This window comes from Deltaproteobacteria bacterium (assembly GCA_016183175.1).
In the GTDB taxonomy this organism is placed as follows: Bacteria; UBA10199; UBA10199; order UBA10199; family SBBF01; genus JACPFC01.
Window position 1 is genome coordinate 1 of record JACPFC010000046.1, and the last position, 14,566, is coordinate 14,566.

The following is a 14,566-nucleotide window of genomic DNA, read 5'->3' on the forward strand; positions in this document are numbered from 1 at the left end:
AGGTCAAGGCCGACAAGAAAACCGAAAAGGAGGCCTTGAAAGCGAAAAAGAAGGAAGAAAAAGCCAAAAGGAAAGAAGAGAAGGCCAAAAAGAAGGAAGAAAAAAAGGCGGCCAAAAAAGAGGCAAGGAAGAAATCAAAGTGAAGTCGAAGGTGCGCAGGGCATAATCCAAAAAAATGTCTCAAGAGCTTAAGGAGTTGGTTGTTGCCACGCGCAATCCGGGAAAGTTCCGGGAGATCGCCGCCTATTTTGCCGATTTGCCTTTAACCCTGAAGAGCCTTGCCGATGAGCCGCGCGTCGGTGAAATCAGGGAAGATGGCCGGACATTTGTTGAAAACGCCCTCAAAAAGGCCCGCGCCGTCTGGAAAATAACTGGGGGTTTTGTGTTGGCCGACGACAGCGGGATTGTCTGCGACGATCTGGCCGGGAGGCCCGGAGTCGAATCGGCCCGGTTTGCGGGTGTTCAAGCCACCGATGAAGAAAACAACCGGCAGTTGCTTGAGGAATTAGATGCCATCCACGACCCAAGCCGAACCATTGTCGAAGAAACATGCGAGGGGATGATTACCCTCAAGCCGGCGGGGAGCGGCGGTTTCGGCTACGACCCTTATTTTTACCTGCCGGAAAAACAGTGCACGATGGCCGAACTCCCCTTGCCGGTCAAAAACCGGATATCGCACCGCGGCAAGGCCCTCCAGAAAATGCGCGATTTTTTGAAAAAACCCCTTTAATTCGTTGATCTTTTAAAAAAATTTCTATAAAATCGGGGTTGTTCATCCATTTTCACTAATTTGAGGTTTTAATTGATGCGACTGTTGGTCCTTGTTTGGGTGGGGGTTCCGGTCAAACGATCCTTGAGTTTAAGCATTATTCTTGTATAAACAACCCTTGTGGACATTAACAAGATACGTCAAAATATCGAAAAGGGCTCTTATGATGTCTCGAAGCACGCGGAGGAGGAGCGCAGAAATGACGCTCTTGAAATGGCGCAAGTGAAAGAAGCGATCCTGACAGGGAAAATCATCGAGGATTATCCGAATGATCCGCGCGGGCCCTCCTGTCTGATTCTTGGATATGGCCGCGGGGCGCCCATTCATGTGGTTTGTGGAGAATATGACTCGGGCAAGACGTTGCTGATTACGGTTTATAAACCGGATCCTTTGTTATGGGACGAAAATTTTGAGAAAAGGAGAGGGTAACATTATGAAGGGAAAACACGAAAAATGTTTTTTTTGCAAAGGAAACATGACGAGAAAAAAAGTTGCGGTGGACTACTGGTGGAAGAAAGAACTGACTATTATCGAAAACGTTCCGGCATGGGTGTGTACCCAATGTGGAGAAGAGGTTTTTGAAGGCCCGGTTGTCGAAGAAATGGAAAGAGTTGCCCGGGCCAAAAAGAAGAAAGGAACCGTTGTTGTTCCCGTTAAAGTTTTTGGTGACAGTCCGCACGAACCTCTGCCGGCAATCGGCTAACCTAGTGATATTATTTGTGAATAATCTTGGCAACTTTTTTTGACATCTGCCGATAATTGTCATAAGGACTTCCGTCCCCATGGGCCGATTTCGGCAAATTGACGATTAACGGATTGCAATGAACCAAAAATAAGAAAGGAAATCATCTTATGGACCCTCTCATCCAAGCGAAGCTTCGAAATGCCCTGACTCAAGCTTCTCTGCCCGAGGCGGCGGTGGCGATCGATAATCTGAAAAAGGGACAATCGACTGCCGTCGTGACGGAAATCAGCGATCAGGTCTTTTTGTATTTTAATCAAAAATGCGACGTAGCCCCGGATCTTGCCGCAAAGGCCGCCTGTTTTGATCGGGTTGTGGCCGGACGTGCGAGAACAAACACTGCTAACCCGCAATCGACACCCGTATCAGTCACAACTCCATCCTCGGAAACCAGAGCCTGGGCTTTGGGTTGCCCACAACTGGAGATCCAGAATATGCTCATGGTGGATGTTCCGACCTTCATTATGGTTGATATAATCGGCAGTGGTGGTGGTGGCTGTAACGAGGACGACGTTAAATATTTAATCAGCATTGGCGCGCCTGCCGAAGTGGTTGAAGCGATGTACCGTTCCGCCAACCCGGCGCCCCCGGTCGGTAAAGTGCATAAATAGGGTCTACTCGATATCATATTCAGGCTTGATTTTCTCCCTCAAACAAATCCCGCAAGTGAACCCTTTGACTCCGCTTCCCTCGACTTCGCTCGGGGCAGGCTGGAACACCCTGCCCGATCCGTATCTGTTTACGGAGGTGTATGGGGTGCCTGTTCGCCCGTGAAAAGCGGTCGATAAAAAAATATCCTTGATCCATGCTACCAAATAACCTATACTACTTAGTAACCCATGCGACGCCTCTTTATTGAAGCGGAGGGATTTCGGAAGAGAGTGGATGCGCTTGGCGGTTTGGCTTTGCTTGCCGATATCCAGAGCGAAATTCTCAAAAATCCGGGCACGGGAAAAGTCGTTCCCGGGCTGGCCGGAGTCCGTAAAATGAGAACGGCCGATGTTTCCCGCGGCAAGGGGAAAAGAGGAGGGTTTCGGGTGCTCTATTTGGATCTGCCGGGAAGAGAAAAAACATATTTGCTGTGGATATACGGCAAAAATGAGTCGGAGGATATTTCGTCCGATGAAAAGAGGGTCATCAAGGATCTTGCATCTTATCTTAAAAAGGAGGCGACCATATGAGGAAAACCAAATTGGGACAGGCCCTGATTCGGGGGCTTCGGGATGTCATCGCTTATGAAAAGGGCAAAGGGGAGCTTCGAACGTCTCATTTGGAGATTCCCGGCCCAGCGCCTGTTTGGAGCAAAAAAGCCATCGCCAAAATCCGCAAGGAGCGTTTTAAGGTCAGTCAGCCGGTATTTGCAGCCTTGTTGAGCGTAAGGCCTGCCACAATCAAGGCGTGGGAACAGGGGCTCAAGCACCCATCCGGTGCGGCCAGTCGGTTGATTCAAATTCTTTCCAAACAACCCGATTTGCTTAAAGGGCTGGGACGCCACTAAAAAGACAAAAAGGCCGTCAAAAAACGATTTTTCCATCAAACAAATCCCGCAAGTGAACCTTTCGACTTGTCGCTATTAATATCGCACCGCGGCAAGGCCCTCCAAAAAATGCGCGATTTTTTGAAAAAACCCCTTTAATTCGTTGATCTTTTAAAAAAATTTCTATAAAATCGGGGTTGTTCATCCATTTTCACTAATTTGAGGTTTTAATTGATGCGACTGTTGGTCCTTGTTTGGGTGGGGGTTCGTCCCGAGAACTCGATGCGTCTTGACCGCCGCGTCGATTTAAGAACATCCAAAGAGGTTTCCCCGGCTGTTTCCGACGATGACGGAGAAATAACAACCGAGGCGGCGCTTTCCCAAAAGGGAAAGGGGGCGGATTTTATCTGGCCGGTTGAGGGAGGGGTGTTGACCTCCCGTTTTGGGATTCGCAAGGGGCGTAGCCACGACGGCATCGACATTTCGGCCCGCAGAGGGACCCCCGTCAAGGCCTCGGCGGACGGAAAAGTGGTTTACTCGGGGCGATTGGCAGGCTACGGCAACCTGATTGTCTTGAAGCATGACGGGAATTTATTTACCGCCTATGCGCATGCCGAGAAAAACAGGGTCAAAAAAGGGGACAAGGTCAGGCAGGGGGAGGTGATCGCCACGGTCGGCCGGACAGGCCACGCCACCGGGCCGCATTGCCACTTCGAAATCCGCCAGAAAACGGAGGCCCGGAATCCGCTTTATTTTCTCCCAAAGACCGACGCCTACGCCGGCAACTGATTTTCCGTGTGATTCCGCCAAGGCTCGGGTGATGCGATGGAAGATCTAAAAAAGTTCATCCGTGATGTCCCCGATTTTCCCAGGAAAGGGATCGTCTTCAAGGATATCACGCCGCTTTTGAAAGATCCGGCGGCCTTCCGGCGGGTCATCCGGATATTTTCGGACCGCTTTTCAAACGAAAAAATCAGCCGCATCGTCGGCATCGAGTCGCGCGGGTTTATTTTCGGCTCTGCCTTGAGCCTGGAGATGGGAATCGGTTTTGTGCCGGTCCGAAAAAAGGGGAAACTCCCCTGGACGAAGATCTCCGAGGAGTATGTGCTGGAGTACGGAAAAGACCTGATTGAGATGCATGTGGACGCCGTTTCGGCCGGCGAGCGGATTCTGGTGGTGGACGATCTTTTGGCCACCGGCGGCACCTGTTTTGCTGTCTGCCAGATGATTGAAAAACAGGGGGCCGTTGTGGGGGCCCTTGCCTTCGTGGTGGAGCTTGATTTTTTGAAAGGGCGCGAAAAATTGACGGGCCGGGACATTTTTTCGATCATTCATTTTTAGAAAATGCGGCCCCGGTCCGCCTGAGGCGGACGACCTTGGCCTTAACTTCTTGCGGCCCCGGGCAGAGTCGAACTGCCGACCTTGGCCTTAGGAGTGCCCTGCTCTATCCATCTGAGCTACGGGGCCGAATTAAAAATTGGTTGCTGTTGCAACCTCCGCCCCCGCCTCACTTGAACCGGTGGCGTTCGGCGGGGACCCCCCGTCTGAGCTACGGGGCCGAATGACGAGAAGATAGTAGAGATGCGACGTCAAAGTCAATGAGCGAACACAAAAATAACGACTGGTCCGTTGCGAAGGCGGTTGAATACTACAACATCGACGGCTGGGGCGCCGGATATTTCGGAATCAACGACAAGGGGCATCTCTGCATCTTCCCCTACGGCCAGCCTGGCCCGACCTCCATTAACCAGTCCGCCAAGGCGGACGGTGAGGGGGAGGCTCCAGTGGCTTTGCCACTGGAGGGGGCGACGCGAGCCCCTACAATCGATATTTTGGATGTCCTCGATGAAATCAAAGACAAGAAATTAAGCCTCCCCTGTGTCGTCCGGTTCCAGGACATCCTGCGGTCGCGCGTCCAGACGCTGACCTCGACATTTTCAAAACATATCGCCGAGACGGGTTATTCGGGAAAATACTTCGGCGTCTATCCCATCAAGGTGAATCAGATGCGCGAGGTGGTGGAGGAAATTCTCGATGCCGGGGCCGAAAGCCACTTCGGGCTGGAGGCCGGGAGCAAGGGGGAGCTTTTGCCCGTTTTGGCCTACAACGACGACCCGGAGGCGCTCACCATCTGCAACGGATACAAGGATGAGGACTTCATGCGCCTGGCCATGCTGGGGCGCAAGCTCGGCCGGAAGATCATCGTGGTGATCGAAAAGTTGAGCGAACTCCCCCTCCTTCTCCGCGTGGCCGAGGAGATGCAGGTGGAGCCGATCATCGGAATCCGCGCCAAACTCTCCACGCCGGGGGCGGGGAAGTGGGTTTCCTCCAGCGGTGATTTCGCCAAATTCGGCCTCACGGCCCCCGAGATCATTCAGGCGGTGAAAATCCTTAAAGGGCGGGGGAAGGAGGAAACGCTCAAGCTTTTTCATTTTCATGCCGGAAGCCAGCTGACCGACATCCGCTCCATCAAGGAGGCGGTCAAGGAGGGGGCCCGGTTTTACGCCAAACTGCGCAAGATGGGTTTGGACATCGACTACTTCGATGTCGGCGGGGGGCTGGGGGTCGATTACGAAGGCTCCAACACCACCTCCGATTCCTCGGTCAACTATACGCTGGATGAATACGCGGCGGACGTGGTGGACAACGTCCGGCAGATCTGCGCCGACGAAAAGGTTCCCGAACCGCATCTGGTTTCGGAGTCGGGGCGGGCCGTCACCGCGCATCATTCCTGCATCATCATGTCGGTTTTCGGGAGCATCCAGCTGGGGGAGGAGGAAAACCATCTCAACGGGACCGACAGCGACGTCGTTTTGAAGATGCGGGAAATCGTGGCGGGGCTTACCCCCAAAAATCTGCAGGCGGTCTTTCACGACGCCACAGCGCTCAAGGAAGAGGCCCTTTCCATGTTCAAGCTCGGCATTCTGGACCTGGAGGAGCGGGCCAAGATCGAATCGCTCTACTGGAGGCTCTGCCGGCAGATCGTGCAGATCAACTCGCGCCGGAAGAGGGTTCCCAAGGATACGGCCCATCTGGAAAAACTGATGGCCGACCAGTGTCTCGCCAATTTTTCGCTCTTCCAGTCGGCGCCCGATCACTGGGCCTTCGATCAGCTTTTTCCGATTGTCCCTCTGGAACGGTTGAACGAACCCCCCTTGCGCGAAAGCACCATCGTCGACATCACCTGCGATTCCGACGGAAAGATCGACCAGTTCATCGACCAGGTGACCCCGCGTCCGACGCTGGCGCTCCATGAGTTAAAGCCGGGCGAATCGTACCATGTGGGGATGTTTCTTCTGGGGGCCTATCAGGACATCATGGGGGACATGCACAATCTGTTCGGGCGGGTGAACGAGGTACACGTTTTTTGCGACGACGAAGACCCGGAGGATTTTTATCTGGAAGAAGTGATCCCCGGCGAAAACATCGCCGATGTCCTCTGCCATCTCCAGTATTTTCCCGCAGAGCTGGCCAAAACGGTGAAAAAGGCGGTGGATGAAAAAATCAAGGGGGGCACCATCAAACCGAAGGAAGGGATGAACCTCGTTGAATTCTACGAACGGGTGATGAAAAGCTACACCTACCTCGAAACAACGCAGTACCAGCTGTCAACGGTCGAGGCTGAAGGGAAAGAAACACAAAGTCAAGATCCTCCCACCGCCGAAGAGGCGACTGGGCCGGTGATCAATGGATCGTCTTTAGCTGAACCCTCGCATGGCCGCTGATTTCCTCAGACCGTTGCAAAATCTTGTTGGCGATATCCAGCTCACAACTGTCCAGATTCACGCCGGTGGCGAGCCACAACTCGGTGAACCGGTCCGACTGAACCCCCACATTCGCCACCTCCCGGCAGAGTTCCCGAAGAAGGACCTCCTCCCGCGTCATTCTTCTCCCCCCTCTATTAGATCGGGGGCTTTGCCGCTGGCGCCCCCGTACCCCCAGTTCGCTCGCGCGGAATAAATCCGACGCTCGCTCACTATTAGCTAATTAATATTAATTAATATTAATTAGACCATTTTTTTGCTCTTTTCGATATAATGTCAAGCATAATTTGCTTTTTTTTGCTTAAAGTCGGTATAATTGGTTTGTTTCGATAAAACTGTCTGATTTTTATTGTACTTTGTCGCAAGGGATGTTTTTTAGGCGGCAGGGCCGCCGGCCAGTTGTTCTGCCTGGGAGGCTTTGCCGAAATTTCTTCGCAAAGGGCCGCAAACGTGGCAAAAAGATAGTTCCATGGACAATCTTCAACAGCTTGGTCGTTATCTCCTGATCGAAAAGATCGCCGGCGGGGGAATGGCCAATGTCTACCGAAGCAAACTCTTCGGCGTCGAAGGTTTCGTCAAGGATGTGGCGATCAAGGTTATTCTCCCCCACTGGTCGGGAAACCCCGAGTTTGTCCGAATGCTGATCGACGAGGCCAAGGTCCTTCTCTATCTGACCCACGCCAATATCGTTCAGGTTTTTGAGCTCAACCGTCATGACGACACCTATTACCTTGTCATGGAGTATGTGGACGGCGTTGATATGCGGGCTCTTTCAAAAAGGCTGGGTGAAGCCGGCCGGGAATTTCCGGCGCCCCTTGTCTCCTATGTTGCCGGGCAGATCATCAACGGCCTTAATTACGCGCACGAAAAGAAAGACCGGACCGGTGAGACCCTCGGTATCGTCCACCGCGACGTGTCGCCGCAGAATGTCCTCATAAGCTACGAAGGGGAGGTGAAGATCACCGATTTCGGCATCGCCAAGATCGTGGGGAAGACCTCCGAAACGGTCACCGGAACGCTGAAAGGGAAATTTGCCTACATGTCGCCGGAGCAGGCGCTGGGGCAAAAGGTGGATCCTCGCACCGACATCTTTTCCATGGGGATCCTTCTCTTCGAGATGGCCACGGGGGAACGCTGTTTCAAGGGGGATACCGACCTGGAGACGCTGGAGGCGGTGCGGACGGCGCGCGTGAGCTTTCCTTTGGTTTCTCATGAACGGATCCCCCAGAGATTGCGCGACATCATTCTCAAGGCGCTCAAAAAAAACCGGGAGGAGCGGTATCAGAGCACCGCCGAATTCCGCTCCGATCTGCGCACCTTTGAGCGTGAAGCGGGACATCAGGCGGGGGCCGGCGATTTGAAGAATTTTCTGGCGGACCTTTTTGCCGAACGCATTGCCCGAAAAAAAAAGGAGGAGGAAGATCTCTCACAAAAAACAAAAATCGTCCTCCGGAAAGCGGCTGAAGAAACCCGGTCGCACCGGGAGAAGACAAAGGTGCTGGTTGGTGACACACGCGTCTTGGCGGGGGCCGATGCCGACAAGACGATTATCAGCGTCGTCCGCACCGTCATCGAGGCCATCCCCGCCACGGTGATCGATGTTGTTTCCAAAGTTTCGCATATTTCGAAAAGGCCTTTAAGGCCTGTTTTTTTCGCCGGGGGGGTGGCGGCGGCGCTCCTTGTCGTTTTTCTGGTTCTTCTTTTCCGTCCCTCCGGCCGAATGCAACCGCCCATCGGACCGGTGGCTCCGCACAAGACGGTAGTGACGGCGCCGCCGGTGATCGTCGAACCGCCGCCGGTTCCTGCCGCCTTGGGGCAAAGGCTGTTGGCCGGCTATGCCCTGCCGAAGGTTTTGCCCGTTGTTCCGGCAACGCCAAAAGAGGCCGAGACGCCTAAAAAGCCGGTGACCTATGGCGGACTGACGGTGACCGCCATGCCGTGGGGGACGGTTTCGATAGGGGGGATGAAGGGCACCGCCGACCCCCATTTTTCAAGAAAAAACATTCCGGTCGGCGACTATACCCTGTTCGTCAGCCTGCAGAGAAAAAGCGTGTCGGCAAGAATTCGCATTCGGGAAAATTCCATGGTAAGATGCACCGCCTCGTTTGCCGAGAGCGCGAGGATTTCGTGTCACTAGAGCGTAATAATTCAGTCTCGGTGTCTGCTTTCGGTTTCGTCGGAACTCGCGGTCTATTTAATCGCCGCTTGATTTGTCAGTTGGGGTTTGGTTTGTTCCGGTTGGCGATGGACACCAAGGTGCGCTCAAACAGCCGACGAAACCTCAAGACATCCACTCGAGGCTGAATTATTTTTCCAAATATGGGTTCCAGCATTTTTCAGCGGGGTTGTTTCCTTTTGCTTCTTTTTTTTGTCTCGCCCGCCCGCGCAAACGATCTGGAAAAACAGGTCCGCAAGGTCACGCTCGAAAACGGCCTGACGGCCCTTTTGATCAAGCGGGAGGGGGCGCCGATTTTTTCGGCCCATGTGCGGGTCAAGGTCGGCAATATCGAGGAGCCGAAGGGGTCTTCGGGGCTGGCCCACTTTTTTGAGCATATGGCCTTCAAGGGGACCCCGGAAATCGGCGTCCGCGATTATCCTGCCGAAGAAAAAATCCTCGCGGAAATGCACGCCGTCGGAACCGAGCTTGCCCAAAGACGCCGAAAGGGAGAGTCGGAGGAGGAACTCGAACCGCTGGCGGAAAAACTCCATGCACTCGAGGAAAAAGACCAGACCCTGCTGGTGAAAAACGAGTTTGTCCAGATCTATCAGCGAAACGGCGGGGACGACGTCAACGCCACCACCTCCAACGATTTCACGAATTATTATGTCTCCCTCCCGGCAAGCAAGATGGAGCTCTGGGCGCATCTGGAATCGGAGCGTCTCTTGCGTCCCGTCCTGCGCGAATTTTACAAGGAGCGCGACGTGGTGGCCGAGGAGCGCCGGATGCGCTACGACAACGACCCGGACGGCAAACTCTACGAGGCCTTTTTGTCCACCGCCTTCGATGCGAACCCCTACCCTTCGGGTACTGTTTCACCGTACGGCGTCAACGTCATCGGAATTCCATCGGATATCCGCAATTACACCTTCGAGGCGGCGATGGACTTTCGCCGGAAATACTACATCCCCTCGCGGATGGTGGTGACGGTGGCCGGCAATTTCGATGTCGATACAGCGGAGCGCCTCGTGAGGGAATATTTCGGCAAGCTCCCCAAGAAGGCAGATACCCCTCTTGCCTTTGAGCCGCAGAAGCCGGATGGAAGTTTTCCCAGGGAAAAGGTCATCACCGGCAGGGATGAACCCCGTTTTTACGTCGGCTTTCACCGCCCGGCCTTTCCGCATCCGGACGACGAAATTTTCGATGTCCTTGAAAATCTTCTTTGCGACGGGCGGACCTCGCGGCTTTTCTCCCTTCTGGTCAGCCAAAAAAAGCTTGTCTCCGAGGTCGATTGTTACGCCACCCTGCCGGGGGCGCGGCTCGATTCCCTGTTCGCTTTTTATGCCGTCCCGCTGAAATCCGCGGACAGCCGCGTTGTCCGGAAAGAGATTCTCGATCAGGTTGATTTGTTGAAGAGGGAGCCGGTAAAACCGGAGGAGCTGGAAAAGGTCAAAAACAAGATCTCCGCGAGTCTCATCTGGTCGCTCAAGGAAAACATGGGGCTGGCCTCCATGCTTGGTTATTTCGAAAGCCTGACGGGCGACTGGAAATACATCTACCGCCTGCAAAAACGGATCGGCGAGATCGCCCCGGCGGATGTGCAGAGGGCGGCACAGACGTACTTTGTGCCGGGGCGGGAGGTGACGGTGTATCTGGAGAAGGAATAGATGCAGAATGTCGATCCAACATTAGTCATTCCCGCGAAAGCGGGAATCCAGAAAAGCCGTTGTTCTTGGATCCCCGTTTTCACGGGGATGACATTTTTAATTTTAAATTTTACATTATTCCCATCCTGCTCCCGCCCTCCCACCATTGCAGACCTCGAATCTCCTCCTCCTCCCGAGATCAAGGAGCCCCCCATTCCTATTCATGTTTTCGACAACGGCCTGAAGCTCTATTTTCTGGAAAATCATGAACTCCCGACATTTGAAATGGGGGCGCTTGTCCATGTCGGCGAAATCCACGAACCGGAAGACAAACTGGGAGTGGCCGATCTGATGATGGAAGGTTTGAGGACAGGGGGGAGCAAAAGCAGGTCGGGGGATGAAATCGACCGGGAGCTGGAGATGGCGGCGGTCGATCTTTCGGCGAAGGCCGAGAGGGAACATTCGTTCTTCAAGGTCCGATGCTTAAGCAAGGAGATTGACCTGTCGCTCGATATTTTTTTCGATCTCCTTCAGGCGCCTGCGTTTGAGCCGGCAAAAATCGGGGTGGCCAAAAGCCGCCTGACGGATCAAATCCGCCGGCGCAACGAAAATCCGATGTCGACGGCCTACCGGGAGTATCACCAGAGGCTCCACGGCCCCAAAAGCGTCTGGGCGCGGCTTTCAAAGGAGGAGACGGTCAGGTCGATCGGCCGCGAGGAGGTTCAAAAATTTTATGAGGAGACAGTCGCCCCGAATCGGATCTGGCTGGCTGTATCGGGGGACATATCGTTTGATGAACTGGTGAAAAAAATCGAAAAAAGAATTGCGGGATGGCCCGCACAAGATGCCAACCTGCCGAAACCGGAACCGGTCAAAAAGGAATGGAGGCCTTCCGTCAATCTGATTTCCCTACCGGTCAATCAGTCGGCGATTGTGATGGGGCATTTCGGCGAAAAGCGGTTTAATCCCGACAAATACGCCGTCTTGGCGGCCAACCAGCTCCTCGGCGGTTCCACCTTCGGAAGCAGACTGGGGGATAGAATCAGGACCGAGCTGGGGCTTGCCTATTCGGTCTATTCCGACTTCGGTTTTTCCACCGATTACGGGTCCTTTCAAATGGCCGTCGGCACCAAAGCTGTATCGACAGCGCAGGTGATCGGGGAGGCCCGAAAAATTTTGTCCGCTCTGGTCGAGGGAGACGACATTACCGAAGCTGAGCTCGAAAACGCCAAAAAGGTCATTTTAAACCGTCTCATTTTTGCCTATGAAGATCCCTTCGAAATTGTCAGCCAGCGAGTTCAGTTCGACTACTTCGGCTATCCGCCCGATTATCTCGCCCTCTATCAAAGGGAGATAAAAAAGGTGACGCTCGATCAGGTGCGCGATGTTTTGAAGCGGTATTATTTTCCGGACAGGCTCATCGTGATGATTGTCGGCGATCCGTCGCAAATGGGGGATCTTTCGGTTTTGGGCGAGATTGAAAAATTGCCGTTGGATAATGATTAAAGACGTGCCCGCGTGCCTGGGTACCAGAGTTCCCGCGTAAACACGGGCACCCGGGCACCCGGGCACACAGGCACAGCCAATGATCAAAGATCAGTTGGGGCATCTAATCGAACAGGCGGTTGCAAAGGCGTACCCGGAAGTTCATGCGGACGTTCTGCTCGAAAAACCCTCCAACCCGCAATTCGGCGACTTTGCCACCAACGTTGCGTTGGTCCTTTCAAAAACGGTTGGAAAAAATCCCCGCGAAATTGCCCAGGCCATTCAGGAGAATCTTTCGGACAAGGGGGGAATTATCGAATCGTCATCCATTGCCGGGCCCGGGTTTCTCAATTTTAAAATCAGGCCGGTCCGATGGATTGAGGCGCTTGGGGAGATAGCGGCGCGGGGCGAACGTTTCGGCCAAACCGATGCCCATAAGGGAGAAAAGGTTATTGTCGAACTGGTGAGCGCCAATCCGACCGGGCCGCTCCATATCGGCAATGCCCGCGGAGGTCCGTTGGGGGATGCCATCGCGTCGTTGTTACAGTCGGTCGGGTACGAGGTGACGCGGGAATATTATTTGAACGATGTCGGTGGGCAGATCGAAAAACTGGGGGAGAGTCTTTTGCATTATTTAAAAGAGTCTGCGGGGATAAAGAGTCAGGGAGAGGTCGGCTATCAGGGGGAATATGTGAAGGAACTGTCGGAGGCGGCCCGTCGTCAATTCGGCGATTCCCTCGTAAAGAAAGGGGAGGCCGAGGCGGCCTGCCGGGCCGAGGCCGTTTCCCTTCTGGGCAAATTCCTGACCGAAGAAATCCGCCGCGATTGCGAAGCGATGGCGATCCGTTTCGACTCGTGGGTTCACGAAAAGGATTTTCTGGAAAAAGGGACAACGCAAAAAATCATCGGGGAACTCAACAAAAAAAAGGTGACGATTGAAAAAGAGGGGGCCCTCTGGTTTGTCCCGCGGGATGAGTTCATCGAGGACCGCGAATGTGTCCTTGTGAAGTCCGACGGACGCCCCACCTATTTTGCCAACGACATCGCCTATCATGCAGACAAATACAGCCGAGGCTTTGACCGTCTTGTCAATATCTGGGGGGCCAACCATCACGGACATGTTCCCCGGATTCAGGCGGGAATGAAGGCGCTTGGTTTCGATCCGGAAAAACTGCAAACGGTGCTGTATCAATATGTCCGCGTGGTGCGCGGCAAGGAGACGGTCAAGATGTCGAAGCGGGCGGGGGATTTTGTGACGGCGCGCGAGGTGCTGGATGAAGTGGGAAAAGACGCCTTGAGGTTTTTTCTTTTGCTCCGCGCCCCCGAGTCGCATCTCGATTTCGATCTGGAGCTGGCCAAAAAACAGTCGGCCGAAAATCCGGTCTATTACGTTCAGTACGCCCATGCCCGGATCTCCAGCATTTTCGCCAAAGCAGACGAGGGGGGCATCAAACCCCCGGACGGCTTCGATCCGGACTTTGTGAATCAGCTCGGTTTGCCGGAGGAGATTGCGCTGGCGCAAATGCTGGTTGATTTTCCTTCCGTTGTGGAACTGTCAGCCGAAAAACTCGATCCGCACCGGATCGCCTATTATCTCCTCGACCTCGCGCGGCTCTTTCAGCATTATTATGATCGGGCGCGGGGGGATGACCGTTACCGGGTCATCACGGGGGACAAGGGGCGGACGCAGGCCAAGCTTTTTTTTGTCGGCTGTTTCCGGCAGGTGATGCGGAACGGATTGAGTCTGCTCGGTATCTCGGCGCCGGAGAGGATGTAAATGAAATTCACTCCCGGACAAATCACCTTTCTTATCTTCTGCCTCCTCGCGGCCCTTTTTCTCGATTTCTACCTCGGCGCCCGCTTCGGTCCTGAATTTTTTTGGGGGATCAGCCTCGACCGCTTAAACCGTGAATCGCTCCTTCCGGAAGAGGCCTCCACGGCGGAATTGGAGGCACTGCTTGCGGAAGAGACCGAGAAGACCACTTTTCATGAGGTTTTGGAAAACAGCGCCCCGTCGATCATGACGGCGGAAGGGGGGAAGGGGGAAAAAAAGGGGAAGGGAAAAACAACAAAGGAAGAGAAGAAAGAAGTAAAAAAGGAAACGGCAAATAAGGAGGAAAAAACGGCCCAACCCGTCGATCCGATTGCCCAGGTTGTCGCCAAAGAATCGCCCCCCGAGCGCTACACCCTGCAGGTCGGGTCGTTCTCCGACCCGGAGCAGGCGGAATCCATCAAGAAGGCCTTTATCTCCAGAGGCTATTCGTCATTCGTAAAGGAAGTTTCCATCTCCGGAAAAGGAAAGTGGTACCGCGTCCATGTGGGACAGTTTTTTTCCGAAGCGGAGGCCCTCAAAAATCAGGGGGTCATCAACCGCAACTACAAAATCATGCCGCTGGTTGTGAAGCTGTAGGGGGGTCAAGGTGGTTAAGGGTGTTTTCGTCGATGAGGGCGGCCTGTGGGGTATTACGAGGATAGACTTTTCGGCTCGAGAAGTTTTGACCCGTGTACAATACGCAGAACATAAA

16 protein-coding genes and 1 tRNA gene are annotated in these 14,566 nt (G+C 53.9%); 15 read left to right on the top strand and 2 right to left on the bottom strand.

Features of this window, described 5'->3' with window-relative positions; translation table 11 throughout:
• The 9 genes from HYU99_05530 to HYU99_05570 form a co-directional block, all read left to right on the top strand.
• Nucleotides 1-143 (top strand): hypothetical protein (locus HYU99_05530; GenBank protein ID MBI2339809.1); only part of this gene is annotated, 143 nt, incomplete at its 5' end.
• A gap of 32 nt (nucleotides 144-175) precedes the next feature.
• Nucleotides 176-730 carry a non-canonical purine NTP pyrophosphatase gene (locus HYU99_05535; protein MBI2339810.1) on the top strand — a complete coding sequence of 185 codons (555 nt, stop codon included), beginning with the start codon at nucleotides 176-178 and terminating at the stop codon, nucleotides 728-730.
• Between the two features lie 159 nt (nucleotides 731-889).
• Nucleotides 890-1,198: a DUF4258 domain-containing protein gene (locus HYU99_05540; GenBank protein MBI2339811.1), complete on the top strand. Its 309-nt coding sequence runs from the start codon at nucleotides 890-892 to the stop codon at nucleotides 1,196-1,198.
• A 46-nt stretch (nucleotides 1,199-1,244) separates the two neighbouring features.
• Nucleotides 1,245-1,472: a type II toxin-antitoxin system MqsA family antitoxin gene (locus HYU99_05545; protein ID MBI2339812.1), complete on the top strand. Its 228-nt coding sequence runs from the start codon at nucleotides 1,245-1,247 to the stop codon at nucleotides 1,470-1,472.
• A 149-nt stretch (nucleotides 1,473-1,621) separates the two neighbouring features.
• Nucleotides 1,622-2,122 (top strand): hypothetical protein, encoded by a 501-nt coding sequence (locus HYU99_05550; protein ID MBI2339813.1) that lies wholly within the window; start codon nucleotides 1,622-1,624, stop codon nucleotides 2,120-2,122.
• A gap of 228 nt (nucleotides 2,123-2,350) precedes the next feature.
• A complete protein-coding gene (locus tag HYU99_05555) occupies nucleotides 2,351-2,692 on the top strand; it encodes a type II toxin-antitoxin system RelE/ParE family toxin (GenBank protein ID MBI2339814.1) in 342 nt (113 codons plus the stop codon).
• The gene (locus tag HYU99_05560; GenBank protein MBI2339815.1) at nucleotides 2,689-3,009 is read left to right on the top strand and encodes a transcriptional regulator; all 321 of its coding nucleotides are present in this window, start codon (nucleotides 2,689-2,691) and stop codon (nucleotides 3,007-3,009) included. Before HYU99_05555 ends, HYU99_05560 begins: the two co-directional genes overlap by 4 nt.
• Before the next feature lie 213 nt (nucleotides 3,010-3,222).
• Nucleotides 3,223-3,777, top strand: coding sequence for a M23 family metallopeptidase (locus tag HYU99_05565; GenBank protein MBI2339816.1), 555 nt, complete (start codon nucleotides 3,223-3,225; stop codon nucleotides 3,775-3,777).
• A gap of 36 nt (nucleotides 3,778-3,813) precedes the next feature.
• A complete protein-coding gene (locus HYU99_05570) occupies nucleotides 3,814-4,329 on the top strand; it encodes an adenine phosphoribosyltransferase (GenBank protein MBI2339817.1) in 516 nt (171 codons plus the stop codon).
• Nucleotides 4,330-4,381: 52 nt separating this feature from the next.
• On the opposite strand, the gene HYU99_05575 is transcribed toward HYU99_05570, so the two are convergent.
• Nucleotides 4,382-4,455, bottom strand: a tRNA-Arg gene (locus HYU99_05575).
• A 131-nt stretch (nucleotides 4,456-4,586) separates the two neighbouring features.
• On the opposite strand from HYU99_05575, the gene speA reads away from it, so the two are divergent.
• Nucleotides 4,587-6,713: a biosynthetic arginine decarboxylase gene (gene speA, locus HYU99_05580; GenBank protein MBI2339818.1), complete on the top strand. Its 2,127-nt coding sequence runs from the start codon at nucleotides 4,587-4,589 to the stop codon at nucleotides 6,711-6,713.
• Here speA and HYU99_05585 read toward each other — a convergent pair.
• A complete protein-coding gene (locus tag HYU99_05585; protein ID MBI2339819.1) occupies nucleotides 6,673-6,873 on the bottom strand; it encodes a hypothetical protein in 201 nt (66 codons plus the stop codon). The two genes, speA and HYU99_05585, sit on opposite strands and share 41 nt — an antisense overlap.
• A gap of 348 nt (nucleotides 6,874-7,221) precedes the next feature.
• Between HYU99_05585 and HYU99_05590 the strand changes: the two genes are divergently transcribed.
• The 5 genes from HYU99_05590 (at nucleotide 7,222) to HYU99_05610 (ending at nucleotide 14,451) form a co-directional block, all read left to right on the top strand.
• Nucleotides 7,222-8,889 carry a serine/threonine protein kinase gene (locus HYU99_05590; GenBank protein MBI2339820.1) on the top strand — a complete coding sequence of 556 codons (1,668 nt, stop codon included), beginning with the start codon at nucleotides 7,222-7,224 and terminating at the stop codon, nucleotides 8,887-8,889.
• 218 nt (nucleotides 8,890-9,107) lie between these two features.
• Nucleotides 9,108-10,577 (top strand): insulinase family protein, encoded by a 1,470-nt coding sequence (locus HYU99_05595; protein MBI2339821.1) that lies wholly within the window; start codon nucleotides 9,108-9,110, stop codon nucleotides 10,575-10,577.
• A gap of 87 nt (nucleotides 10,578-10,664) precedes the next feature.
• Nucleotides 10,665-12,062, top strand: a complete 1,398-nt coding sequence (locus tag HYU99_05600; GenBank protein ID MBI2339822.1) for an insulinase family protein — start codon at nucleotides 10,665-10,667, stop codon at nucleotides 12,060-12,062.
• 79 nt (nucleotides 12,063-12,141) lie between these two features.
• A complete protein-coding gene (locus tag HYU99_05605; GenBank protein MBI2339823.1) occupies nucleotides 12,142-13,818 on the top strand; it encodes an arginine--tRNA ligase in 1,677 nt (558 codons plus the stop codon).
• Nucleotides 13,819-14,451: an SPOR domain-containing protein gene (locus tag HYU99_05610; GenBank protein ID MBI2339824.1), complete on the top strand. Its 633-nt coding sequence runs from the start codon at nucleotides 13,819-13,821 to the stop codon at nucleotides 14,449-14,451.
• The last annotated feature ends 115 nt before the right edge of the window (nucleotides 14,452-14,566 follow it).